This is a genomic window from Neisseria sp. HMSC064D07 (assembly GCF_001837185.1).
GTDB classification, from domain to species: Bacteria; Pseudomonadota; Gammaproteobacteria; order Burkholderiales; family Neisseriaceae; genus Neisseria; species Neisseria flavescens_C.
The window spans coordinates 195990-220558 of sequence record NZ_KV831707.1; the positions used below are offsets into that span (position 1 = coordinate 195990).

At 50.5% G+C, this 24569-nt stretch carries 31 protein-coding genes; 22 read left to right on the forward strand and 9 right to left on the reverse strand.

The window, feature by feature from the left end:
- On the forward strand, positions 1–198 hold a 198-nt coding region (locus tag HMPREF2608_RS11580; protein ID WP_210402784.1), incomplete at its 5' end, for a hypothetical protein.
- 89 nt (positions 199–287) lie between these two features.
- Here the strand turns inward: HMPREF2608_RS11580 and HMPREF2608_RS11265 are convergent.
- On the reverse strand, positions 288–410 hold the full coding sequence (locus HMPREF2608_RS11265) for a phage antirepressor N-terminal domain-containing protein (protein ID WP_084824629.1): 123 nt from the start codon (positions 408–410) through the stop codon (positions 288–290).
- A gap of 336 nt (positions 411–746) precedes the next feature.
- Between HMPREF2608_RS11265 and HMPREF2608_RS10450 the strand changes: the two genes are divergently transcribed.
- On the forward strand, positions 747–1499 hold the full coding sequence (locus tag HMPREF2608_RS10450) for a hypothetical protein (protein ID WP_070826973.1): 753 nt from the start codon (positions 747–749) through the stop codon (positions 1497–1499).
- Positions 1500–1541: 42 nt separating this feature from the next.
- On the opposite strand, the gene HMPREF2608_RS10455 is transcribed toward HMPREF2608_RS10450, so the two are convergent.
- The 8 genes from HMPREF2608_RS10455 to HMPREF2608_RS10490 form a co-directional block, all read right to left on the reverse strand.
- Positions 1542–2093 carry a hypothetical protein gene (locus HMPREF2608_RS10455; RefSeq protein ID WP_141761493.1) on the reverse strand — a complete coding sequence of 184 codons (552 nt, stop codon included), beginning with the start codon at positions 2091–2093 and terminating at the stop codon, positions 1542–1544.
- A 244-nt stretch (positions 2094–2337) separates the two neighbouring features.
- Positions 2338–2514, reverse strand: a complete 177-nt coding sequence (locus HMPREF2608_RS11515) for a hypothetical protein (protein ID WP_168167211.1) — start codon at positions 2512–2514, stop codon at positions 2338–2340.
- A complete protein-coding gene (locus HMPREF2608_RS10460; protein WP_070826975.1) occupies positions 2511–2795 on the reverse strand; it encodes a hypothetical protein in 285 nt (94 codons plus the stop codon). Before HMPREF2608_RS10460 ends, HMPREF2608_RS11515 begins: the two co-directional genes overlap by 4 nt.
- Positions 2796–3002 (reverse strand): hypothetical protein, encoded by a 207-nt coding sequence (locus HMPREF2608_RS10465; RefSeq protein ID WP_070826976.1) that lies wholly within the window; start codon positions 3000–3002, stop codon positions 2796–2798. It abuts the gene before it with no gap.
- Complete coding sequence (locus HMPREF2608_RS10470) at positions 2999–3238, reverse strand: helix-turn-helix transcriptional regulator (RefSeq protein ID WP_049349602.1); 240 nt, start codon at positions 3236–3238, stop codon at positions 2999–3001. The genes HMPREF2608_RS10465 and HMPREF2608_RS10470 overlap by 4 nt, the downstream gene beginning before the upstream one ends.
- Before the next feature lie 230 nt (positions 3239–3468).
- Positions 3469–3957 (reverse strand): hypothetical protein, encoded by a 489-nt coding sequence (locus HMPREF2608_RS10475; RefSeq protein WP_070826977.1) that lies wholly within the window; start codon positions 3955–3957, stop codon positions 3469–3471.
- Positions 3950–5092, reverse strand: a complete 1143-nt coding sequence (locus tag HMPREF2608_RS10480) for a HigA family addiction module antitoxin (RefSeq protein WP_070826978.1) — start codon at positions 5090–5092, stop codon at positions 3950–3952. Before HMPREF2608_RS10480 ends, HMPREF2608_RS10475 begins: the two co-directional genes overlap by 8 nt.
- A 397-nt stretch (positions 5093–5489) precedes the next feature.
- Positions 5490–6203 (reverse strand): XRE family transcriptional regulator, encoded by a 714-nt coding sequence (locus HMPREF2608_RS10490; protein WP_070826980.1) that lies wholly within the window; start codon positions 6201–6203, stop codon positions 5490–5492.
- 112 nt (positions 6204–6315) lie between these two features.
- On the opposite strand from HMPREF2608_RS10490, the gene HMPREF2608_RS10495 reads away from it, so the two are divergent.
- The 20 genes from HMPREF2608_RS10495 (at position 6316) to HMPREF2608_RS10585 (ending at position 24562) form a co-directional block, all read left to right on the forward strand.
- On the forward strand, positions 6316–6540 hold the full coding sequence (locus HMPREF2608_RS10495) for a transcriptional regulator (RefSeq protein ID WP_070826981.1): 225 nt from the start codon (positions 6316–6318) through the stop codon (positions 6538–6540).
- A gap of 1 nt (position 6541) precedes the next feature.
- Positions 6542–7147 (forward strand): KilA-N domain-containing protein, encoded by a 606-nt coding sequence (locus tag HMPREF2608_RS11270; RefSeq protein WP_084824631.1) that lies wholly within the window; start codon positions 6542–6544, stop codon positions 7145–7147.
- Positions 7148–7286: 139 nt separating this feature from the next.
- Entirely contained in the window at positions 7287–10148 is a 2862-nt protein-coding gene (locus HMPREF2608_RS10505) for a DUF5906 domain-containing protein (RefSeq protein ID WP_070826983.1), read from the forward strand.
- A 428-nt stretch (positions 10149–10576) separates the two neighbouring features.
- Positions 10577–10972 carry a hypothetical protein gene (locus tag HMPREF2608_RS10510; RefSeq protein WP_070826984.1) on the forward strand — a complete coding sequence of 132 codons (396 nt, stop codon included), beginning with the start codon at positions 10577–10579 and terminating at the stop codon, positions 10970–10972.
- Positions 10973–10988: 16 nt separating this feature from the next.
- On the forward strand, positions 10989–11768 hold the full coding sequence (locus HMPREF2608_RS10515) for a hypothetical protein (RefSeq protein WP_283122317.1): 780 nt from the start codon (positions 10989–10991) through the stop codon (positions 11766–11768).
- A gap of 237 nt (positions 11769–12005) precedes the next feature.
- Positions 12006–12497: a terminase small subunit gene (locus HMPREF2608_RS10520; protein ID WP_070826986.1), complete on the forward strand. Its 492-nt coding sequence runs from the start codon at positions 12006–12008 to the stop codon at positions 12495–12497.
- On the forward strand, positions 12457–14493 hold the full coding sequence (locus HMPREF2608_RS10525) for a phage terminase large subunit family protein (RefSeq protein ID WP_070826987.1): 2037 nt from the start codon (positions 12457–12459) through the stop codon (positions 14491–14493). The genes HMPREF2608_RS10520 and HMPREF2608_RS10525 overlap by 41 nt, the downstream gene beginning before the upstream one ends.
- Before the next feature lie 192 nt (positions 14494–14685).
- Positions 14686–14889: a hypothetical protein gene (locus HMPREF2608_RS10530; RefSeq protein ID WP_070826988.1), complete on the forward strand. Its 204-nt coding sequence runs from the start codon at positions 14686–14688 to the stop codon at positions 14887–14889.
- Position 14890: 1 nt separating this feature from the next.
- Entirely contained in the window at positions 14891–15172 is a 282-nt protein-coding gene (locus HMPREF2608_RS10535) for a hypothetical protein (protein ID WP_070826989.1), read from the forward strand.
- 9 nt (positions 15173–15181) lie between these two features.
- A complete protein-coding gene (locus HMPREF2608_RS10540) occupies positions 15182–16741 on the forward strand; it encodes a phage portal protein (RefSeq protein WP_070826990.1) in 1560 nt (519 codons plus the stop codon).
- Positions 16722–18605: a phage major capsid protein gene (locus HMPREF2608_RS10545; protein ID WP_070826991.1), complete on the forward strand. Its 1884-nt coding sequence runs from the start codon at positions 16722–16724 to the stop codon at positions 18603–18605. Before HMPREF2608_RS10540 ends, HMPREF2608_RS10545 begins: the two co-directional genes overlap by 20 nt.
- Before the next feature lie 57 nt (positions 18606–18662).
- Positions 18663–18872 carry a hypothetical protein gene (locus HMPREF2608_RS10550; protein WP_070826992.1) on the forward strand — a complete coding sequence of 70 codons (210 nt, stop codon included), beginning with the start codon at positions 18663–18665 and terminating at the stop codon, positions 18870–18872.
- A gap of 13 nt (positions 18873–18885) precedes the next feature.
- The gene (locus HMPREF2608_RS10555) at positions 18886–19170 is read left to right on the forward strand and encodes a head-tail joining protein (protein WP_283122318.1); all 285 of its coding nucleotides are present in this window, start codon (positions 18886–18888) and stop codon (positions 19168–19170) included.
- Positions 19171–19276: 106 nt separating this feature from the next.
- Positions 19277–19705, forward strand: a complete 429-nt coding sequence (locus tag HMPREF2608_RS10560) for a hypothetical protein (protein WP_141761494.1) — start codon at positions 19277–19279, stop codon at positions 19703–19705.
- 11 nt (positions 19706–19716) lie between these two features.
- On the forward strand, positions 19717–19890 hold the full coding sequence (locus HMPREF2608_RS11275) for a DUF2635 domain-containing protein (protein WP_082887733.1): 174 nt from the start codon (positions 19717–19719) through the stop codon (positions 19888–19890).
- A complete protein-coding gene (locus tag HMPREF2608_RS10565; protein WP_070826995.1) occupies positions 19887–21353 on the forward strand; it encodes a phage tail sheath subtilisin-like domain-containing protein in 1467 nt (488 codons plus the stop codon). The genes HMPREF2608_RS11275 and HMPREF2608_RS10565 overlap by 4 nt, the downstream gene beginning before the upstream one ends.
- Before the next feature lie 53 nt (positions 21354–21406).
- A complete protein-coding gene (locus HMPREF2608_RS10570) occupies positions 21407–21775 on the forward strand; it encodes a phage tail tube protein (protein ID WP_049258259.1) in 369 nt (122 codons plus the stop codon).
- Between the two features lie 14 nt (positions 21776–21789).
- A complete protein-coding gene (locus HMPREF2608_RS10575; RefSeq protein ID WP_049258260.1) occupies positions 21790–22083 on the forward strand; it encodes a phage tail assembly protein in 294 nt (97 codons plus the stop codon).
- Between the two features lie 141 nt (positions 22084–22224).
- Positions 22225–22746: a hypothetical protein gene (locus HMPREF2608_RS10580; protein WP_070826996.1), complete on the forward strand. Its 522-nt coding sequence runs from the start codon at positions 22225–22227 to the stop codon at positions 22744–22746.
- A 61-nt stretch (positions 22747–22807) separates the two neighbouring features.
- Positions 22808–24562 carry a tape measure protein gene (locus HMPREF2608_RS10585; RefSeq protein ID WP_070826997.1) on the forward strand — a complete coding sequence of 585 codons (1755 nt, stop codon included), beginning with the start codon at positions 22808–22810 and terminating at the stop codon, positions 24560–24562.
- Positions 24563–24569 lie beyond the last annotated feature (7 nt).

Consider the following 24569-nt stretch of genomic DNA (forward strand, 5'->3'; position numbering starts at 1 on the left):
GTGGAAAGAGATGTTTTGAACTTGGTTCATGATGATTTGCCTTTGTCTAAGTTTTCTAAATTTGCCCATATGGGCGGCCGCGCGGTTAGAAACCCTGACAAAGACGGGCGGACTTATTCCCCTTTCGGGTATTGTATTCGTCGCCCGCGCGGCCATAGAAAACTTAGGCTGTATCGAAACAAACCAAAGGAAACCTAAAGAAACTATGGATACAAAAATGCCGCAATAACGGTGCGGTGCCGCTTTGTCATGTGGTTTCTACGCCACGTGAAAGAAATTTAAACAGATTAAAGTGGTAATGTCAAGCCGATATTTTCAACTATCGGCTTCATGGCGACGTAGTGGGTTTGGTTTCGGGTGAAGACAGGGACGGCTTGGCCGTGGAAAGAGATGTTTTGAACTTGGTTCATGATGGTTTCCTAGTTTAGTTTCGAAATGCCCGAAAAGGGCGGTCGGGAGGTTCGAAAACCTACTAGAAAAAGGCCGTGCTTATTCCCCGCTGAAAGCGGGTCTTGTATTCGCAGCCCTCCCGACCATAGGAAACTTCGGTGGTATCGAAACAAAAAACAAAGGAAACCGATGAAATCTATGGACGTAAAAAATTCACGCTGACGGGGTGAATGCCGTTCTAGTAGAGGTTTTCGACGCCTCGTGAAGCGGAATGTAAAGCAAAAAGAAAATACTTGTCAAGGGAAATATAATTTGGCATGATGAAATTCGATTAAATCACGCAAGGAAATGTAAAGATGAAACGCTTTGCAGCTTTGGTAGTTGGTTGCTTGGTATCTGCTGCTACGGTCGCGCAACCATTGGTGGACGGTATCGGGTTTCTGAAGATTGGTGATTCCGAGCAGTACGTCAAACAAATGATTGCCAAGAAACAGGGTAAGAAGCCAAGGCTTTTGAAAGGAGATGACCTTTATCCGTCGTCTTACGTATGGTTGTATGAAGATTTGGCTTTGACCGAAGATTTTACCGCTCCAATAATATTGATGAGGTTTCATCAAGGCAGGTTGTACCACATAGCAGTAAATTATACGCTTGATGCGTATAACCTTAGAGATAGGGGTGATGTTGCAAGGGCTGTTGAAGATAGGGATGAGGTTTTCCATATTGCTAAGGCTTTGGTAGATAAGTACGGTACTGAATTTGCCCAGAAAGAAGAGATAAACAGCCCAAGTTGCATTCATGTAAAAGAGGCGGAGAGATTTAGCATTGTATTGCCTTCCATAGAGGGCGTGAATGCGGGCATATTCGAAAACTTTTTAGATAATTTGTCAGGAAATCCGTTAAGTGAGACAGATCTATATTTGTATGATCGAAGAAGATGCCCTGATGATGCAGTATCCATTATGGTTTATGACAGCAATGTATCCGATGAAGTGGAGAAAATAGAGAATAGGCTTCAGGACGAGAAAAAGGAAAAAGAAGAGGCCGAAAAGCGGGCGATTGAAGAGGAAGAGCGTTTGCAGTGGGAAGAAAGTATTAAGAAGATTTAAGGTTAAACAGGCCGTCTGAAATTTCAGACGGCCTTTGGTTTGTCAGTGGTTTGGTTTTTGTTGCTGTTTTTGATTTCTGTGGTTTATGTCGTTGGTTAGTTTGTTCAGTAGCGGCGCGGTTTGGGCGTGAGCTTGGATTAAGTGGCCGTAGTCGGCCAAGCTTAATATTTCGATCGCTTTTTCGACGGCGGATTCGAGTATTTTGATTTCGTCGCCGGTAGCTACGAAGCGGCCGATGTTGTTTTTTCGGATTTGTTGGGCTTCGAGTGTGTCGCTGACGTGGTTTACAAAATAATCGCGGGCGATGCTTAGTTTGATGCGGGCGATTTCTTGTACGGTGTCATCGGCTTGGATTTTGGTGTTTTGTAGGATGAGGACTAATTCAACCATGAGGTAATTGGTACAGCAGGCAGCCCATAAGTCGGTCTCGTTGGCTGTTCCTGCTTTCAGATGGTCGATGTACTTCAGCAGTGGGCCAATGGCTTTGTCGATTTCGTTGACGGTTAGGCTGCGACGGCTGGTTTTCATGATGGCTATCATGTGTGGTGGTATGCCGTCAAAGGTTTTGGATTGGTACCGTTTTCTCTTTTGCATGCTGTTTCCTTTTCGGTTGAAACCCCGCCCTTTAGGGCGGTAGAATCAGACTTTATTCGGGAGGGGCGTAACCCCTTCTAAATCAGGGCAACACATAGGGCGGTGCTTTATGTGCCGCTCTGTGTGTTGAAACATGCTATTTCCTTGGTGTGCCATCGGCCCAGTAGCTGAACCGATGGCGGATAATGCGTTCGATAATGATTTGGATAATGATTAGGGCCAATTTAATGATGGTGGGCATGTTTTACTCGTATACGATGCCGCCGCCGATTAATTCGGGATGAGCGTCAAAATCAATACAGCCATGATCGGGATTGCACTCTTGGGTGGCTGTATTTTTGTGGTGGGCAATGGCCGGGGCGCAACCATAACCGAGTGCGGCGGCTAGGATGGCGATGATTAGTGTGTAGCGGATTTTCATTTCAGACGGCCTTTCTTAAAAATATCGGGGATTGCGTCCATTAATGCTTCTGCAACCATTTCTGCGCGTTCTTGTGTTAATGCTTTAAAAATTCGGTCTTGCTTTGAGCGACTTGGAAATTTAAATTGCCATGTGCTGTTGATCGATTTAACTGTCCCACTTGCTTCGAAATGTGAATTCGGGATATTAAGCACGAATATCGATTGGTAGTTATTGCGATGCTGTGTTTGAATTTTCAGCATGAGCCGGCCATATTTTGTGCGGTAGATTTTACGTTTCATTTACATGCTCCCTAAGTGAATGGTTTGTAGTAATTCTTTGAGTGCGGCTTTGACTGCTTGCTGTGGTTCGCGGTGTCCGCCGGTTCTGGCGAGGTTTTCGCCGGATTCGTTGCGGATATGGCAGCTGTAGTAGGTCAGATAGTTGGTTGTGGTGTTAGCGGTTACGTCAATCCGCAATAGGTAGGTTTCTTGGACTTGGGTAGTCATGCGACGGCTCCTTTTGGGTTGTTGGTTTTTGCGGCTTGAGCGGCCAACCATGCGTCTATGTTGGATTCAAGCCATACTGTTACGTTGCAGGCGATTTTGAAGGGTTTGGGGAAAGTGGCGTCATAGCGGGTGTTGTCGGGGTTGCATTTAGCCCAGACAAAGGGAATGCTGACCCCTAGCTTTTCGGCGACTTGTTTGGCGCGTAGGGCGCGGTCGGTATATTTTTCTGAAGTCATGGCGGTTTCCTTTGTTTTTGTTTCGATGTGGAGATATTAGCAAATTGCTATTGCAAATAAAATAGCAAAATGTTATTTTTATTGTATTTTATTGTTTTAAAAGGTTATTTATTTTTTGTGAAATATCAATTTGCTATCTTTAGATAAAATAAAGGCCGTCTGAATATTCAGACGGCCAAGTATAGGGAAAAGAAAAACCCGCTTTGTGGCGGGCTGGTAAAAAATATTACTTAGGCTGCAGCATCTGGATTGTCACGCAGATATTCAGCTTCTGCTACGTCGTCTTCAAAGTTGAGAGAAAGTGGAATATCACTGCCTTTTTTATCATTGCATACGTCAACGTCGGTTTTAAGCTGGACACAATCTCCGACAATTTGTTGTCGGCGCTGTGAAAATGCTTTATGAAAATGTTCTACGGGGACGTTGGGGTCATCTAAATCAGCCCATAGCGTCAATTGTTTGCCATTAACACTTTCTCTTACCGCGTGTTTGGCACGATAGCTGCGTCCTTTAGGGTCTGCGCGCAGCTCTTCTCTGAAGTGGCGTGAAAATGTATTGGCGGCAAGCTGGATTTCATCGCGCATATTGGGCTGGTAAAGTTTGTTGTCCAATGCCCATCCTGCCAAATCATGAACATCTACTCTTCCGTCTTCAATGCCTTTGGCCTGTTTGTATTGTTCTACGATTTCTGCGATTTGTTTTTTTGTGGCGTTACTCATCATTACTCCTATTTGCAAAACCCCAGCCGTCATAGGTTGAGCCGTTTAAAATGCAATTCCGTACCGGAACAAGATGTTTGCGCAATTGCTGATATTTTCCTGTGCGGTTGTGAAGCTGCCCGACCACCAAGCCCGGGTGTATTTCATTGACACCTGCAAAGGCAATAATTTTCCTTTCGGAAAAAATATAGGCACCTACGCGGACAATATAGCTGTCAAGTTTTGCGGCGGGGACGCAAAAATCTGCCGCTGCTTTGTTTGCCAAATGTTCCGATTCGGGTAGCCCGTCGATCTGAATGCCGATATCTTCATCAATGACAGCTTGGTTTTTGCCGTCTCCGTTTAGGATGTGTTCCAATTCATGCCGGAGGGTAAACCAGAAATTGTCTATGCGATCGTAACGCAAGGTCATGCCGATAACCGGTTTTTGATTGTCCAGCCAAAAGCAGGCGGCATCCAGTTTGCTGTTGGGCAAGCTTTCGACAAAGATTAATCGGATGCCGCATGCAGACAGTATTTTGGGAACGTGGCGGACCTCTTCTGCCGAACGAAGCAGACCGGACAATTCGTCAATGGCTTTTTTTACAGCCGCATTGCTGAATTTTCCCGTTGTCAGTTGTTCGGCTGCCAACTGTCTGACTTTAAAAAGCCATGCCAAGTTTGTTGTGCTGATTGTTTGTTGGTAGGCAGCCGCGTTTTGCTTGGCAGAAAATTGGAATTGCGGTGTTTGGTTGATTGTCTCGAGATTGAAGAAGTTTTTTACAGCACTTTCTAACTCTTCAAATGTTTTGCCGGCAGAAATCCAGCCGCGTTTTACCATTTCTTTAATCGGATAGTTCTGATACAAGGCTGCTCTTAACGGAATCTCTTGATACTTGTCGGCTTCGAGTTGGGATAGCTGGAATCGGGCTTGAAGATTAAGCCATGTTTCTGCAGAAATACCCAATGCTTGATGCAGCTGCATGGCAGTATCGGGGGTGATGCCCAATTTGCCGGATATGATTTGGTTTATGGTTTTGGCGGGTCGTTGAATGATTTCTGCTAAATCTGACTGTGTCAGATTTCTAGCGGAAAGTTCGGCTTTTAGAACTTGTCCTGGGTGTATCGGTTGAGCGGGTAAAATTTGTGTATTCATTTTGGGTGGTCTTTTAACTCTAGTCGGTGCAATACGATTTGTTCGTTTTCTATGTGGATAATTAAATTACATTTTGAATTGACGGTTATGGAATAGTGGCCTGAACTGTCATTACACGGCGACAAGTTTAAAAATGAAGCTTGGTGCAAATCGGTTATGCGCTGTACAGACAAAAGATAGTTCACAATTAACCTGTATGCACCTGTTGCTTTTACACCTATCTGCTTATCCTGAAAATATGGGTCGGTGAACAGCAAGTATAAATAGTTTGTTTCAAACTTTAGCTGCATTCTAAGATTTTTCTATTATATCAAATTTACACTTAGTGTAAATCTGTAATATTTAGATTTTAAGATGGCCGTCTGACAACAGACGGCCTTTTGTGATTATGTCCGGATTACAGGTCTAAAAAGTCGAGGGGGAGGACTTTCCAAAATTTTCCGTGTACGGTTAATTGGTCGTATTCGTCCGGCAATATATCAAAATTGGATTTTGTGTAGGCGGGATTGTCGGATGTGACGTGCAAAACGCCGCCTTTCCCGCGTGCGAGCCTTTTGATGTAGGTATAGCCTTGGAAGGTAATCAGGTATATGCCGCTGTTGGTAAATTCAGCGATGTCGGTTTTTATCAGGGTAATGGATCGGCGCGGTATGGTCGGCTCCATGCTGTCGCCGTCGGGCGGACATAGGCTGACGTTTTTCAGATTGGCTGTGCCAAGCAGTTCTTGTAGGGCGCTATTGGGTAATTCTATCGACCGGAGGAGGTCGGGGAATTCGGGGTTAATATGTCCTTGTCCGCAAGATGCGGCTACGTCGTATAGATTTAATGTTGTGCTGTCATTTTTTCGAGATGAGAAGCTACCTATCGTTTGACTATCTTTATCTTCAGGCTGATCAAACCAGCCAATCGGTTTGCCTGTTTTTCTTTCAATTTCGCGCGCGGTATCAGATTTTAGCGATCGGGGCTTACCCGTGGAACTGGGTGTGCCGTTTATCCATTGGCTGATTTGTGCGGGATTTTTCTCGATTTGTTGTGCAAGTTTGGCTTGTGATCCGTATTCGGCAATCAGGATGCGTAGCTTTTCGCGATATGTCTCTTCAATGGTTTTCATGATAATTCCTTTTTTTAAATCATAGCAAAATGCTATAAAATTTAAATACGCAAAATGCTATTGATTAAATATTAGCAATTTGCTAGTATTGCGCCATTAGGAAAGGAATTTTATGAAGCTTAATGAATATTTCCATTCGGAAAGTATTTCTGCGGCCGCTTTTGCAAGAAAGATTAAAGCCCATGCTCCTGATGTTTTGCGGTGGGCAAATGGCCAACGAACACCGCCTGTGATTTGGTGTGTCCGTATTGAGAGTGCTACTGGTGGGGTTGTTACGCGCCGCGATTTACGCCCTGATGATTTTGCTGAAATTTGGCCTGAATTAGTTGAGGTGTGAAATGAATGAAATTGTAATTGCCGATAAGACCATTCGCCTTACAGATGGTTTGTATTGCCTGAATGATTTGCATAAGGCTTCGGGCGGTGAAAAACGATATGAGCCTTATCTGTGGCTTAGATTATTGCAAACATCTGAACTCATTCGAGAGTTGGAGTTTGAACAAAGTGAACCACAGATATGTGGTTCAATGAAAAATCAACCACTTAGTGAACCCCAGATATGGGGTTCAATGAAAAATCAACCACTTATTAAAACCATTAAAGGTTTTGGAAAAAATCAAGGGACTTTCGCCTGCCGTGAGTTGGTTTACAGCTATGCGATGTGGATTAGTCCGAAATTTCATCTACAGGTTGTCCGTGCTTTTGATGCGTTGGTATCGGGTCGGACGGCTGCATCGGCGGTTTGCCCGAACCAGCTGCCGCCGTCGGTGATTCCGTTTGAGTTGTCGGTGCCGCGTACTGCCGATGAGGCGCGCAAGCTGGCGGCGCAGTTGGCTTTGGAGCGCCGTTCGCTGGATTTCAAAATTGCGCGTGCCCAGCCTTGGTTAAGGTTTTGGGCTGATTTGGAAGCTGAGGGCGGCGGTGCCGGCTTGGCTTTGCGTTAATTCTGTCGCCTTTGGTGACTGTGTCTTGAAATACCCCTGATTCCGATACGCCATGTCGGGATGTTTTTCCACCTGCCTTTTCCATTAGAGGGGGGGGGCAGGCTTTTTTACGCCTAAATTTTGTATAAGGCCGTCTGAAATGAATAAATTAGACTTTAAATCTGTTGCTGATGCTGCTTTGAATGCGGTGGATAATTTGCTGGCGGAATGGTTGCCCGGCGGCAAGTATAAGGGGCATGAGTTTTTTGCGCTGAATCCGACACGTGCGGACCGTCATTTGGGTTCGTTTGCGGTGAATACGCATTCGGGCGCTTGGGCTGATTATGCGACTGATGATGCCGGCGGGGATCTGATCAGCCTTTATGCTTATTTGTTTACGCATGGCAATCAGGGCGATGCGCTTCGTGCTGTGGCCGAACGTTTGAATATAGGTGGCTTTGAGCCGGTGGAGCGTGTTCTTTGGGATGGTACGCCGAACTATGGTAAATCTGGTCGGGCGCGGGAAACGTGGACGCCGATTGTGCCGGTGGATGAGGCGAAATTGGGCTTTTTGCGTGGTTCATCGTCGTTTAAATTCCGAGCTAGGGATAAGAGGGTTGACCGGCAGGCGGTTTATCGTGATGAGCAGGGCCGTCCGTTGATGGTTATTCAGCGGTTTATCGGTGCTGACGGGCATAAGGAAGACCTGCCGTTTGCATGGTGTCAGAATGGTAAGGGTGAGCAGGAATGGCGGAATCGTCGTGTGCTTGAGCCTTTGCCGTTGTATGGTTTGGATGATTTGGCACGCCGCCCGAATGCGCCTGTTTTGTTGGTCGAGGGGGAGAAATGTCGGGACGCGGCGGCAAATTGCCATGATTTGGCTGATTATGTTGCGGTGTCTTGGCACGGTGGTGCAAATGGTTGGAAAAAATCCAACTGGCAGCCGCTTGCCGGCCGTAGGGTGGTGTGTTGGCCGGATTGTGATAGTCAGCGCCGAAAACGTTCCAAAAAAGATGCTGAGGAGGGTTTGAGTGAATGGGATATGCCGTATTTGGATTATTTGGAACAGCCGGGTATGGCGGCGATGTTGGGTATTGCGGCGGTATTGGTTGATTTGGGCTGTTCGGTCGAAATCGCGGATATCCCACGCCCTGGCGTTTGGCCAAGTGGTTACGATATTGCTGATGTGTTGGTGGATACTGAGCCGCTTACCAGTGTTCGGGCGGTGATGTCCGCTTTGCGGACGTATCCTTTTGTGGATGATTCCGACCCGGCAATCTTCCCGCACCCTTCTGATAATATGAGTGGGTGCGATGCACCGCACCCACAAAATCAAGGGGGCGGTGCGGGGGCGGATGTTGAACATTCGTCTGTGGGTAGCCGTGAAGGTTTGGTCATGCAGGAATTGATGGATAATTTTGCTCAGGTTGGCTTGAAAGAGCGTGTTATCTCTTTGAAAACAGGGGAAATTTTTAGTTTTCGTCAGTTGGGCAAGATTTTCGGCAAAGAGGCGGTGCTTGGTTGGTCTTATAAGGCTAAACGGCAAAAGGTTGAGGAATTTGAGGCTGAAATCATCGGTAAGCGGTTGAAGTTGGAGGCGTTGGCCAAGATTGATGATATGTTTGCGGATATGATTAACCGCTATATTTATTTGGATGGGACAACTGATGCTTTTGATATTAAGTTGGATTCGGTTGTGTCATTGGCGGCGGTAAAGGCGGCGTGGCCGGAGCAGTTTGATGATTGGTCGAAATCTCCGGCACGAATGGTATGCCCGATCTCAAATTATGTTTTTGAGCCTGATTTGCCGTGTGGAGTATCGTTTAATGATGATAATTTAGTCAATTATATCAATATGTTTCGTGGTTTACCTGTGCCTGCGGTTTTTCCGGAGGTTGAGACGGCCAAGGATGTGTCGATTGATGATTTGAAGGCGCGTTTCCCCGGGTGTAAGCATATCATTGGCTTGATTGAAAATTTATGTGCCGGCAATGGTAATAAGGCTGTTGCATCTGTTGAGTGGGTTTTGAATTGGTTGGCTTGCCGCTTCCGCTGGCCTGAACGTAAGCCTGCAACGGCTTTGGTTTTCATCTCTGAAACTCAGGGGGTGGGTAAATCGACGTTCGGTGAGCGTGTTGTTAAGGGTTTGTTTGGTGATTATTTGCGCCAACTTGACCAAAATGCGCTGGAATCTCGCTTTAATGCGGTTTTGTTGTTTGCGTTGGTTACAATTTTTGAAGAGATTAGTCCGTCTGATGAGCGAATGAATATCATCGGTAAGCTTAAAAATATGATTACGAGTGATGTGATTATGGTGGAGCGCAAAGGGCGCGATGCTGAAAAACATTCGGATTATAATTCGTATATCATTTTTTCGAATGATGAGCGTTCGATACCGATTGAATCAAATGACCGTCGTTTTATGGTATCAGGTTGTAGTCGGAAATTCACGGATGATATGTATGCTAATTTGGATGCAGAATTGAAAAATGGCGGTATTGAGGAATTTGCTGCGTTTTTATGTGCTTTGCCGTTGATGTACACCAATGATCAGGGGGAGCGTGTACCGTTTAATCCGCATTCTAAGCCGTTGATGACGCCTATTAAACGCCGAATGATTAATCTGAATAAGCCGGGCTGGGAGGCGTTTTTGGATGATTGGTATAATGGTGATATTGATGTGCCTTTTATTACTTGTGCAGCGGCGGATTTGTGGAAGGTTTACAAGAAATGGTGCTACGATACTAAGACTTTTAGTATGACCCAGAAGAATTTTTATTCAAATATGGCCAAGCGCTTACAAGATGTGAGAACTTGGGTTAGAATGAATGGATATGACAAGAAGCGGTTGCGTATCTTTGTGGTGCCACATAATTGGTTGCGCCCGGAAATGCAGCAGCTCTTCCCACAGCCCAACACAGATAATACTGCCCGTGATTCGGAGGATGCTGTCAGTAAGATGGATTATTACGGCAATCAGGTGGCGGAATTTAGCCGCATTTTAGAAAAGTTGTCGTTGTAATTTTGGTTTGTCCATATTTTTGATGGTTTGTCCATATTATGGGGTCTTCTGAAAGCCTTATAAACCGTGGTTTGTCCAGTTTGTCCAGATTGTCCATAGGTCAAAACCTTATACGCGCGTAATGATTTTTTCATTACGCGTTTTTTTGTGTATACATGGTTTTTTATTTTTATTTTTTACTTCCACATACGGACTTACTTAAAAAGTATGGACAAACTGGACAAACCAATAAATATAAGGCTTTTGCTATGGACAACACCATGGACAAGTATGGACAAACCAGATAAAAATTTTGAAAAATGTGGACAATCTGATTTTTGTTGGTTGTTGTTGCTTGGTTTGATATAATTTCATTCATATAAAACAAAGCTCTGCGTTAATTGATGGGGCTACAGGGTAACTGTATGGCGAGATTGATACAGGATTGAATGACAATTAATGGACTGTTGGAATATTGGGCAGATTGGTGTTTAGGCCGGTTTGATTCTTCAGGTCGGTGTTCGAGTAAATTAAATGCGTTGATGGCTTCTGGGGTGTCGTTGCCCGGCAGTTCAAACGCTTTTTCGCAAATTCCATATGGTATTGATGGTGATGCGGTTGCGATGACTGTTGATCGGTATGTGTCTAGGTTGTCGGCAGTGCCCGCGGCGGTGGTGCGGGTTGAGTTTTTAACGGTTGGTAATCAGTTGGAAAAAGCGGCTAATGTATCGCAGCAGTGTGGGGCGGTTGTCAGTCATCAAAACTACCGTGTAACATTGCACCGGACAATCAAGAAACTTGAGGCCAATCCTGAAATTGCATTTTTATTGAGAAAATTGTCTTGACGGGTTGTAACATTTGATGTTTAATTATGACAGACTGTGGTTTACGTGCGTAACGAGACCACAGTTTTTTATTGTCATTACCCGTATAGGCCGTCTGAACCGCCATTCAGACGGCCATTTCTTTGGGGTGGATATGATAAAGATTAAAGTGGATGCCCGCGAAACTGTGCGTTGGTTTGATAATGTGCAGAAAAAACAATTGCCGTTTGCGTGTAGTCGAGCTTTAAACGCTGTGGCAAAAGACGTTAAGACCGCCGAACAAACGGAAATAAAGTCGGTTTTTGCTACTCCGAAAGCTTATACCGTGAATTCGGTTTTTGTCCGAAAGTATGCGCGTAAGGCTGATTTAACTGCTGTTGTTGATTTTAAAGACGGTGGCCGTGGGCGCAGTGCTGCGAAATATCTTGCGGCACAAATCGAAGGTGGGAGCCGTAGGCAGAAGGCGGTGGAATCATTATTGATTGGCCGTGGGTTAATGCCTGCAGGAATGAAGATTGTTCCGGCTGCGGTCAAGCTGGATCAGTACGGTAACATAACGCTTGGCACGTTTAGGCGCATGGTTGCTGGCGTAGCGGCGGGTACGCACTTTGCGCTGCATTGTCGGCATGGCAAGCTTGAGCCTGGGCTTTATCAGCGTAGTAAGCGCGGCAAGGTTAAGCCCTTGCTGATTTATGTGAGTGGTGCCAGCTATGGTAAGCGATTTAAATACTTCGAAACGGCAGAACGTACAGTTCAGTCCAAGTATCGTCAACACTTCGATAGGGAGTTGGCAAATGCTGTGGCAACAGCCCGTTAGGTACTTCCGCCGTTGTTGGACACGCGGGTGATTCGCGCCGCGTTTTTTGTGAAGCGACGGGGGACGTTAGCTTCCTTACTTGGTTTTGTTTCGATGATTTTTGTGTGTGCTGTGAGTTTTATGGGTGGCCTTTATCCACCCAATTTTTTTAGTGTGTTTCAGATGGCCTGTCATTTTTGGATGGGTGATATTGGGTCTAGTGGCAAGCCGTCTGAAGTGCATTTTTAGGACTTGGATATGCTGGTAAATAAAAGGCAGTTGTCCGAGATTTTAGGCGTGTCCGAACGATCGTTGACGGATTGGCAGAAAGAGGGTTTACCTGTTGCCAGCTATGCCGACAATCGAGGACAGGCAAATGAATACGAAAGCAGTGAAGTTATCCGCTGGATGGTTCAGCGTGAAATTGAGCGACTGAACAAAGAGAAGCCACGCGATAGACTGGACAGGCTTAAAGCTGATGCGATTGAGCTTGATATTAAAGAGAGAACGGGCGAACTTGCCCCGGCCGCGTTGTTTGAACGCGCTTGGTCGGATCATATACTTGCTGCTCGTACCGAATTTTTAACGATGCCTGATATTTTGGCCACCGAATTAAGCGCGATGGCTGGCGTTGAAATCGACCCAGATGCCATTGCCGCCCATATTTACCGAGCGCTTGATAAGCTGGTGAACTACGGAGCCGATGACGATGCAGACAGCGACAGCAACGATGCAAGTGCAGATGGCTGATACCGTGTTGCGCGTGTTGCGGCAGGCATGCCAGAAATGGTGTCCGCCGCGTAAGGTAAAAACGCGTGACTGGGCGAATAAGTACCGCTACTTGTCGAGTATTGAAGCAGCCCGACCCGGTAAATATGTTTTGGGCGTTACGCCATATCTTGAGTGGGAAAACAGCCCGCTTGACGCTCTTGATGATCCAAATGTACAAGTGATTTGCTGCCAAAAATCCGCGCAAGTCGCATGGACTTCCGGTGTATTGGGTAACTTTTTGGGCAAGACAATCGACACCGACCCTAGCCCAATACTGGTGCTATTCCCGAAAGAGGGTGCGGCCAAGGAGTATATGGACGAGAAGTTCACGCCGATGGTAGAGGCTACACCTGCCCTGCGTGAAAAAGTCGATACCCGTGCACGCGTGCAAGGGCAAAGGCAGCTATTTAAGAAATTCCCTGGCGGTTTCCTTAAGCTGGTAGGTTCAAACAGCCCGGCTAGCGTGAAATCGTCGCCAGTGCCGATTGTGTGTGTGGAAGAACCAGACGACTGTAACTTAAACCTACGGGGACAGGGCGACAGTATCAAGCTGGCGAAGGAGCGAACAAAAACCTACCGCCGCCCGAAAATTGTTTTAGGCGGAACACCAACCATTGCAGGCGTATCAACCATAGCAGCCGAAATGGAGCTATCCGATAAACGCGTGGGGATGGTGCCATGCCATGAATGTGGCGAGGCGCACGCTTTGAGTTTTGACTACTTAAGTTGTGATGAAGATCCAAACGGCAACCATCCCGTTTTCGGCAAGAAATTGCCCGAAACTGCACACTACACCTGCCCGCATTGTGGCAGCGTATGGAACGATATGCAGAAAAACCGCAATGTGAAGCGAGGCTGGTGGCAAGCTACCGCCCCCTTTCATGGCACCGCTGGTTTTTATTTGAACGAGCTTTACAGCCCGTTTCCCGGCAGTGTCTTTTCGGAATTGATGAAGAAATGGCTGACCGCGCAGTACGAGATGGATAACGGCGATGTCGCCCCAATGATTGCATTTGTCAATTCATCAATCGGCATTCCGTTTGAAATGACGAACGACGGCGTTAAAGAGGATGAGCTGGCTGAACGTGCCGAAGACTACCCGGAAAATACCGTGCCACGCGGTGGCCTGTTGTTGACAATGGGTGTTGACGTACAGCACGACCGATTGGCCATTATTATTCGCGCCTGGGGGCGTGGTGAGGAAAGCTGGCTGGTTTGGTGGGGCGAGATACATGGCAATACCGTTGACCCAAAATCAGACGTTTGGCGTAAGCTGGCGGAAATGATTTTTCAGACGGTCTACCGGCATGAAAGTGGTTCCGGTCTGAAGATTGCCGCGGTGTCTATTGACAGTTCGGACGGCAATACGTCTGATGCGGTTTATGGTTTCGTACGCGCCTGCCGCGGTTATAAGAATATCAATGTGATGGCTGTAAAGGGTAGTTCGAACCCGGATAAAGAGATTTTCAGCCGCGCCCGTGCGATTGATCTGAAACACAAAAACACCAAGGCCGACAAATTCGGCGTACAGGTGTATAGCGTTGGGGTGAGCCGTGCGAAAGACCTGCTGATTGATGAGCACGCCCGAATTAATTTAGAAGGTAGCGGCGCCGGCCGTATGCACTTTTATTCAGGCGTTCGCACCGATTACTGCAGCCAGTTGTTGTCTGAAATCAAAGTGCCGAGCCGGATGAATAAGCACAAAAAAGTGTGGCAGAAAAAAGTAGGAGTGAGAAACGAAGCGTTGGACTGCGAAGTGTACGCACTTCATGCTGCCCGTTCGCTGGGTACGCATACCATGTCTGCCACGCGGTGGGCACTGTATGAATCGGCCTTGTTGCAATCGGAACTGTTTTCAGAACCAAAAGCTGAAGCTGATCAGGTTGTCGGATCTGAAACCGGCCGCGAAAACAGCAGCGGTTATTCGGCCGTGAACCGTCGCAAGCGTGGCGGCAATTTTGCTACTAACTTTTAAATTCTTGACACGTCGGCGGTGGCACTGCACGACGGTGAAGGACCGAGGCCGGAGAGATGTAGCCGGTACAGTCTGTAAACAGCCCGGCGGTGGCGCGTCGTTAGCAAAGGCAACTGCTACTGTTACTCTCAACCGCCGCCCGGCCTGTAAGTTATGCTTACAAGTTAGGGCGGTTTATAACCGCTTAAAACTATGAAAACCAAAATTTTAGACTACATCCGCGCCAATCCCGGCTGCACAACTACCAGTATTAATAAAGCAGTGCGAGAAGATCGAAGCTGGGCAGATTGGATTAATACGCGCAACGATATAGACAACCTGATTAAAGAAGGGTTGGTCAAATCGAGTGAAGGAAACTGTATCACTTTATTTTATTTAATGGATAAGGCCGTCTGAAATGACTATCCAGCAAATCACCGCCGATCAGCGTGAACAGCAGTTCATAGCTGAATTGGATGATGCCCGTGAAATCTTGCAGGTGCTTAAAACCGCCTATAAGGAACATGCTACCGGCCGTGGCTTGACCAAGCGCTACAAAATTAAAGACCGTGAAATGGAGTTTGTCGATTTGGCAGATTTGCTGAAGCAAATCCGCTATTGGGAAAACGAAATCCGGAAATTTGAAGCTGCTTTAGGTTTTTCAGCCCGGCGTAGCGGACGTATTATTTGCCGATTCTAGGATTACACCATGCCAACAAATAACCCAACCGTGCAAAAGCGCGGTTTTTTTGCGCGGTTGTTCGGCAGGCGGGAAGCCGTCCCGAAAACAGCCCGCCGCAGCTTTGCCGGAGCACGTCCGGTCGGATCGCTGGCTTCATGGCAGCCGCAAAACTGGTCGGCGGATGCCTTGGCGCGGTCAGACCTTGACCGCCTGCGCGCCCGCGCCCGCAGCCTTGCGCGCGACAACGACTACATGCGCAAGTTTTTGAACATGGTCGAAAGCAACGTTATCGGGCGCGATGGTTTCGCCCTGCAAATGCGTGTTTTGCTGGATAACGCCGAAAAGCCCGATAACTTGGCGAATAAGGCCATCGAAGAAGCGTTTTCGCGCTGGGCAAGGCGCGGCGTGTGCGACGTTACCGGCCAGATGTCTTTTACCGACCTGCAACGGCTGCTGATTCGCAGCGTGGCGCGGGACGGCGAAGTGCTGATTCGTCATATTTCAGGGTTTGACAATGATTACGGCTATGCGTTGCAGGTGCTGGATATTGACCGTTTGGATACGGGATACAACGTTCCGCAGCAAAACGGGCGTAACGCCGTGCGCATGGGTGTTGAGTTAAACAGCTATTCCCGTCCTGTAGCGTACTGGTTGCGGACGGCACATCCGGGCGAATCATACGGACAGACGAATACGGGCAATTTACGCGAACGGGTGCCGGCAGAGCAAATCAGCCATATTTTCCTGCACGACCGCCCGGAGCAGCGGCGCGGCTTTCCGTGGGTGGCTTCGGCCATCATCGGCCTGCAAAACCTGTCGGGCTATCAGGAAGCGGCCATTATCGCTGCCCGTGTCGGTGCATCGAAAATGGGCTTTTTCAAACAGACGGAAGATGCCGACAACTTTATGCCGCCGATTGACGGGCAAGAGGTCGATAACGGGCGCGGCAGCATCGATTTAATCGATTCGGTCGAGCCGGGTACGTTCCATGAACTGCCGCAGGGTTACGACTTTACGCCGTTCGACCCGGATTACCCGCACGCCAATTACGACGCATTCGTCAAAGCCAGTCTGCGCGGTATCGCCAGCGGTTTGAACGTGGCTTATCACAGTTTGGCGAACGACCTTGAGGGCGTGAACTTTTCCAGTATCCGCAGCGGGACGCTGGAGGAGCGCGATACATGGATGACGTTGCAAAACTGGTTTGCCGAAGCGTTCTTGTATGACGTATTCGATCGCTGGATTGAGGCGGCGTTGCTAATGGGCGCAATCAAGATGCCGTCCGGTAAATCGCTGCCTGCCGGCAAGCTGGACAAGTTCAAGGCCTGCACCTGGCAGGGGCGCCGCTGGTCGTGGGTTGACCCGCTGAAAGATATTAATGCGCATAAAGAGGCGGTGGCGCTGACGGTCAAATCCCGCCGCGATATTTGCGCGGAAATGGGTTTGGATTTTGAAGATGTTATTACCCAAATCGAACAGGAAAACCAGATGTTGGCAGGAAAAGGAATTATTGCCGACGTAAAACCGGCCGCATCGGCGGCAGAATCGGAATCGGAGGATAACCCAAATGAAGAAAATGAAGCCTGATAAGGCGCAAATGCAGCAAATGAGCCGTTTTGCCGTGTTTCAGCGTGAAAGCGTGGATGTTGAAAAACGGACGGTCGAAGTGGCGTTTTCCAGCGAAGAGCCGGTAGAACGCTGGTTCGGCGATGAAGTATTAAGTCATGCGGCGGGTGCCGTTGACTTAAGCCGTCTGAATGATGGCGGCGCGGTGCTGTTCAACCACGACTGGGATGACCAAATCGGTGTCATCGAACGCGCTTGGGTGGATGCTGATAGACGCGGCCGTGCCTTAGTTCGCTTTGGCAACAGCGCGAAAGCGGCGGAAAAATTCCAAGACGTGCAAGACGGCATCCTGCGCCATATCAGTGTCGGTTACAGCATAGCCGATTTTGAAGAAGAGGTTTCAGACGGCAGCCGCACCTTTACTGCAACGCGGTGGCAGCCTTATGAAATCAGTTTTGTAACCGTTCCGGCAGACCCGACAGTAGGAGTCGGCAGGTCGGCGGAACCATTTATTGAAAACCCTGTAAACCCAACCCCTGAAAAAGGAAATCGAAACATGGATAAAAATCAAACGCCCACTACGGTGGAAACTCCCGCCGCCGCAATCCCTGCCACCGCAGCAATCGATACCAACAACACCGCCGAACGCGGTATGCAGAACGAACGCGCGCGCGTTTCCGAACTGCTGGCCATTGGCCGCAGTTACGCCGCCCACGGCGGTATCGAAGCAGCCGAAAAGGTTATTAAAGAGGGCGGTAGTGAAGCCCAATTACGCGCCGCCATCATGGCAAACATGCAGACGAAGCCGACCGTTACCGCCGGTGAAATCGGCATGACTGATAAAGAACAGCGTGAATTTTCCCTTCTGCGCGCCATGTCTGCCGCCGCAACCGGCAAATGGGACAAAGCGGGCTTGGAACGCGAAGTGTCGGAAGAGTTGGAAAAACGACATGGTCGCGCAGCGGCAGGCTTCTTTGTGCCGACTGATTTGATTGCCCGCGCTTACAGCAAAGGCAATGCGGCAAACGGCGGCAACGTCATCGAAAACGACTTCCGCGAAGACTTGTTCATCGAACTGCTGCGCAACCGACTTGCCGTTGCCCAGTTGGGCGCCACCGTACTGGACGGCTTGGTCGGCGACATCACTATTCCGAAACACCTGACCGGCAACACCGTTCAATGGGTGTATGAAAACGGCAGCGCGTCCGAATCGAACGCCACTTTCGGACAAATGAGCCTGAAACCGAAAACCATTACCGCCAATACCGAATTGAGCCGCAAATTCATTTTGCAGTCTTCGCTGTCTGCCGAACAGTTCGCCCGCAGCGAATTGTTGAAAGCGATGATGCTGGGTATCGATTTGGCGGCCATCAACGGCAAAGGTACCAGCAACGAACCGACCGGCATCCTGAACACTGCCGGCATCGGCGCGGTGGAAATCGGTGCGAACGGCGGTGCGCCCGAATGGGAGCATATCGTCGCTTTGGAAAGTGCCATTGCCGCCGCCAATGCCGACATCGGCGATTTGGCCTACATCACCAATGCCCGCGTGCGCGGTTTGCTGAAAACCAAGCTGAAGGCCGACGGCGTGTCCGGCTACATCTGGCAGGACGGCGCAACGCCGTTGAACGGCTACCGTTGCGCGGTATCAAACCAAATTCCGTCCAACCTGACCAAAGGCACGGCGGCCATCAAATGCAGTCCGCTGATTTTTGGTAACTGGTCTGATCTGATGATTGCACACTGGGGCGTTTTGGATGTGATCGTTGATCCGTACACCAAGTCTACTGCGGGCGCGGTACGCATCACCACGTTGCAAGATGTGGATATTGCCGTCCGTCATGTCGAATCCTTTGCCGCCATTAAAGACATCGTGGCAGCATAACCGTTTAACCAAAGGCCGTCTGAGCAACAGACGGCCTGACTATATGGAGTATTAAAAATGGCAAAAATCAAAATTACACCGTTGCGTAGTTTTTTTGACGATGACAAAGGTTTCTTCTTCGGTAAGAAGTATTCGGTGGACGAAGAACAGGCGGCGGCCTATATCCGTGAAGGCTGGGCGGCAGAAGCGCCTGCCAAAGAGGCTGAATCCTCTGGTGCCGATGGCGGTAACGCATCCGGTGAGGGCGGCGAGGGCGGCAGTGTTTAATGAGCCGCTGAACGTGTTTACCAATCCTGCCGATTTCGGTGAAACCGTGATGATTGACGGGCAGCCGGTGCGCTGCATTTTCGACCGCGAATACGCCACAGATAACGGCTACGGCATCTCTGCTGGCAATGCCGATCCGTATTTAATCTGCCTTTCCGCCGAGCTGCCGGACACGGTGGCGGAAGCGGAAATACAGGTGCGGGGCGTTGCCTACCGGGTAGCCGAAGTGCAGGCCGACGGCACCGGCATCACCGTTTTACAGTTGAGGGCGAAAAATGAGCCGGCACCAACTTACTGACATCCGCGCCGCCGCCGTGGCGCTGCTGCGTACCAAGTTTAGACGGGTGTATCCCTATCGTTGGGTGGCGCCAGCGCAAAACAAACTGCCGTGCGTGGTGGTATCGGTGGCATCCCGCAGCAGCAGCGTATTTAACGCCGCGCCGCTGGAATTGCGGCACGAAGCACAGCTGGCCGTTACCTGTATTGTGCAGGGCAACGAAAAAACCGAAGACGTGGCGGAGGAAATGACCGCGCTGGCGGAAAAACTGTTTTATGCCAACCCCACGCTCGGCGGCGAGCTGGGCGAAGATTTGCTGCCGCTGTCGCTCACTATCGAAGCCGAAGACCAAGGCGAATACGTGAGCGTGTTTTACACCCAGCTGTGGCAGGCGGTGTGGTATGAGCAGGCCGGCGATTATGTGGGCGATGAAAACCACCACCCGCAGGCGCATATCGGCCCGCAGCTGATCACCGAGGCACAGATGGCCACGCACTGGCAACTGTATGGCAGCAATCCCGAGATTGATGCCGAAGACAACATCCCGAAAAGCTGAAAGGGGCTTTTATGACTACGTTTTATGTGCGACCGGTTGGCGATTATCTAATCACCGACCCGGCCACCGGCGAGCCGCTGCCGAAAGACGGCGCGCAGGTGGAAAAAAACAACTACTGGCTGCGCCGCCTGAATGCGGGCGAAGTAGAGGCGGTGGCCGGCAAAGACAAAGAGGCTAACAAATGACGATTGCATTTAATGAGATTCCCGGCACCCTGCGCGCGCCGGGCAGCCGCACCGAATTTAACAACGAGCTGGCCAAAAAAGGCGCAAATATCAAGCCTTATCGCGCCTTGCTGATTGCACCGGCCACCGGCGGCAGCGCGGAAGCAGGCAAGGCCGTGCCGATTACCCGCCTGGAGCAGGCTGCCGGTATGTTTGGTGCGGGCAGCCTGATGTATTGGGCGGCCAAAGGCTGGTTTGACAACAAAGGCGGCGACATCGAAACCTTCGCCCTGCCTTTGTCCAACACCTCCGGCTCTGCGGCCAGCGGCAAAATCCAAATTGCCGGCACGGTGCAGGATGGCGGCGTGGTGTATCTCTACATCGGTGGCCAGGCAGTCAAGCTCGCGGTCAAAGCCAACGATGGCGCGGCGGCCGTGGCTACCGCGCTGGCCGCCGCCGTGAATGCCGCCGCCGATTTGCCGGTGAGTGCACAGGCAGATGCCGGTGCAGTAACGCTGACGGCTAAAAACAAGGGCTTGCCCGGCAATGAGATTGACCTGCGGCTCAACTATTATCCGCGCGACGAGCAAACGCCAACCGGCCTCACTATTTCCATCACTGCAATGGCCGGCGGCGCGGGCACGCCGGATTTGGCAGCCGCCTTGGCCGGGCTGGGTGATAAACAGTTTGATGTGATGGTGATGCCGTTTACCGATGCCGCCAGCCTGAAGGCGGTGGAGGATGAATTGGCTTCCCGTTGGGGACCGATGCGCGCCATCGGCGGTTTGGTGTTTGTCGCCAAGGCCGACAACTACGCCGGGCTCACCACGCTGGGCAACGGGCGCAATAGTCCGTTTTCGGTGATCGGCGGTTTGCCCGGCGTGCCTAATTTGCCGGTGCAGCTGGCTGCAGCGACTGCCGCACAGGCCGCGTTTGCCGCACAAAACGACCCGGCACGCCCGTTCCAAACTTTGGAACTCAAAGGCATCCTGCCGCCCGCCGACAGCGCCCAGCTTACCCTGCAGGAGCGCAACCTGCTGCTGTATAACGGCATCTCCACCTACCGCACCAACGCAGGCGGCGCGGTGATGATCGATATGCTGATCAGCACCTACAAAACCGGCAAACTGGGGCAGGCCGATGAGAGCTACCTGCTGATTAACACGGTGTGGACCTTGAGCTATCTGCGCTACGACTGGGACACCTATATCCAGCAAAAATACCCACGGCACAAGCTGGCGGACGACGGCAACAAATTCCCGTCTGGGCAGCCGATTATGACCCCGAGCGGCATGAAGGCCGAAATGGTGGCGCGCGCGCAGATTTGGCAGGCGCTGGGTTTGGTGGAAAACATCGACCAGTTCACCGCCGACAGCTACGCCGAACGCAACATTGGCAACCCGACCCGCCTCGACACGTTCATGGTGCCGGACTTGGTTAATCCGTGGATTATCACCGGCAACGTGATTGCGTTTATCGTTTAACCCCTAACGCCCCGCAGGCTACCTGAAAGCCTGCGGGGTTTGGAGCAAATATCATGGCAAAATCAAACCGCCGTGCTGGCGTGATTTTTTTTAAAGTCAACGGCAACCAGTTGGATGCCAAAGGCAACTTTACCTACAACTTGGGCAAAGGCAAGCGTGAGGCGATTATCGGCGCGGACGGCGTGCACGGTTACAAAGAGACGCCGCAAACGCCGTTTATTGAGGGCGAAATCACCGACCGCCCCGATTTGAAGCTGGCCGATTTAACCAGCATCGACAATGCCACCGTTACCCTGCAGTTAGCCAGCGGTAAAACCGTGGTGCTTTCCGATGCCTGGTATGCCGGCGAGGGTACGGGCAACACTGAAGAGGCCAATATCGGCGTGCGCTTCGAGAGCAAATACGAAGCGCAGGAAATCTAAAGGAAAACAAGTAAATGGATAAACTTATTATTCAGTTAAGCAGCCCGATCCAGTTCGGGCGCGAGGAAATCAGCGAACTGGACATCCGCCGCCCGACCGGCCGGGATTTGATGGGCTTAGAGATTAAATTCAGCCCGGACAGCTTGATTTTGGATGCCAAAACCCTGTTTGCGCTGGTGGGCAAACTGACCAACATCCCGCCTAACGTGCTGGCACAGATGGACAGCGCCGACGCCTTTGTATTGAGCGCGGAGATGCAGGGTTTTTTGCTATCTGGCCGCCAGACTGGGCAGACTACGCCGCAGTAGTGGCTTATACCTTCAAGGGCAGCGCCGGCGACGTGCTGGCGCTGGATATTGACGAGCTGCAGTGGTGGTATGAGCGGGCGGGCTGGATTCGGGAACAACTGGAGGAGTAAAATACCGGGACTTATTTACAAGGAGAAACCGATGAAATATTTACCCGTATTACTGATTGCGCTGCTGACTGCCTGCGGCGGCTCGGAAAAACCTGCCGAACCTGCCGCCGCTTCAGTGGCGGCTTCCGCTCCAGTATCCGCCAGCGCCGCGCAAGCCGAACGAACCTTTACCCCTGTGCCGGATATTAAACCGGTGTGGCAGATAATGGATATTGCCGGACAGCCGCAGGCGGCGGTGGAAAAAATACTGGGCCATCCGCAGGGTGATTGCGAAAACAACAAATACGGCAAAAGCTGCCGCTACTCCGCCGCATCGGCAGAGTGGGAAATTGTCTATATTAAGGGTAAGGCTGACTGGCTGACGCTAACTGATAAGCGCATCGATAATGCCTATACTGCCCCTGTGTGGATTGGATTGCCGAGCAATCCTCCAACTGTGGCTGCGCCCGCGCGGCTGGCTTGGGATAACTACCCGGGTTTGCTGGAGGTGTCCGCGCACATGGGTGCCGATAAGTCGCTGCAATATCTCTACATCAAGACTGTTACCCCGTAACAGACGAACCAACCGACCGCAGAGCCTGCCGCTCTGCGTTTTTTTATGCCTGGAGTAAATAATGGCAAGGCCAAAAACTGAGATAGAAGTAACCGTACAAGACCGAGCCAGCCGCGCCCTGCGTACCATCCGCGAACGCTTGGGCACGTTGAACAACGGGCGCGTGGGGCGGGCGATGGCGCAGGTGGCGCAGGCAACTGACCAGGCCACTGCCACCCTGAAACATTATGCTGCGGCCGGTGCGGTGCTGACTGCTGGCGCGGCGTTTATGGTTAAGGGCGTGGTGGATACCGCCGCAGAATTTGAACGTTACCGCACCGTGCTGGAAACCATCGAAGGCAGCAGTGAAAAAGCTAGGCAGTCGATGACATGGGTGAGTGAGTTCGCGGCAAAAACGCCCTACGAACTCAATGAGGTAAACGAAGCCTTTGTGAAGCTCAAATCCTACGGCCTTGACCCGATTAAAGACGGGCTGCTGACCACGCTGGGCGATACCTCCGCCGGTATGGGCAAGCCGCTGATGCAGACGGTGGAGGCGATTGCCGATGCCATGACCGGGCAAAACGAGCGCCTGAAAGAGTTTGGGATTAAGGCCTCGGCACAGGGCAACCGCATCATCTACGAATACACCGACAAAAGCGGCCGCCAGATGCGGGCGATGGCAGACAAGAACAACCGCGAACAAATCCGCGCCACCCTGCAGACCATTTGGAACGAAAAATACGGCGGGGCGATGGATAAGCTGTCCAATACTTGGGGCGGCATGATGTCCAACCTATCGGACAACTGGGAGCGCTTTAAGCTGATGATCGCCGATTCGGGCGTATTTAGCTATTTGCAGGATAAGCTGCGCGGCCTGTTGGAAAAAATCGATGCGATGGCGCAAGACGGCAGCCTGCAGAAACTGGCCGAAACCATCGGCAAAAACTTGGTAACCGCCTTTGAAAAAGCCTGGGCGTTCGGCACCAAGCTATACGATAAATTCAACGAAATCAACAACTATCTCGGCGGCTTTGGCAACACAATGCTGGTGGTGGCGGCGATTCTATCCCTGCCGCTGGTAGCGGCGTTTGTGAATGTGGCGTGGGCGGTAGGCTCGCTGGCAGTGGCTTTAATCGGCGCGCTTCCTGCGATTTGGGGCTTTACCGCTGCGCTGCTGGCTAATCCTCTCACGTGGATTATCGGGCTGGTGGCGGCGTTTGCCGGTTTGGTATATGTGATATGGCGCAACTGGGACGACATCGGCGCCTATTTCAGCCGATTGTGGGATGAAGTGTCGGGTGCGTTTGCCGTGGCGTGGGAGCTGATTAAGGAGCTGTGTGCTTCGGCGTTTGAGGCGCTTGGCAACTTATTTCTCAATTTTACGCCGGTGGGCTGGATGATCCAGTCGATGACGGCGGTGTGGAGCTACCTGAAAGGGGTGTGGCCGCAAATCCGGCAAACCTTTGTTGCCGCACTTTCCGCCATCGGCGGGGTGTTGTCCGGCTTCTCACCGATCAACCTGATGCGCGGCGGTTTTGAGGCGCTGAAAGGCTATATTTCCGGGGTATGGGACTGGATACGCGGAAAGCTGCAGTGGGCATTGGACAAGTTGGAATCACTGGGCAATACGGTGCGTTCGGTGTTCGGCGGCGGCGATGGCGCTACGGCTCCGGGTACGGGCCCGGCCGGGGCGCTGGTGGGTAAAACGCAAAACCTGAATAAGGTGGCGGTACATATTGACCACAGCAATGTGCCGCGCGGCACGCGGCTGCAGGCACGGGCCAGTAACGGCGTGCAGTTGAGCACCAAGCAAGGCTACAGCCTGGCAACTTAGGAGTAAA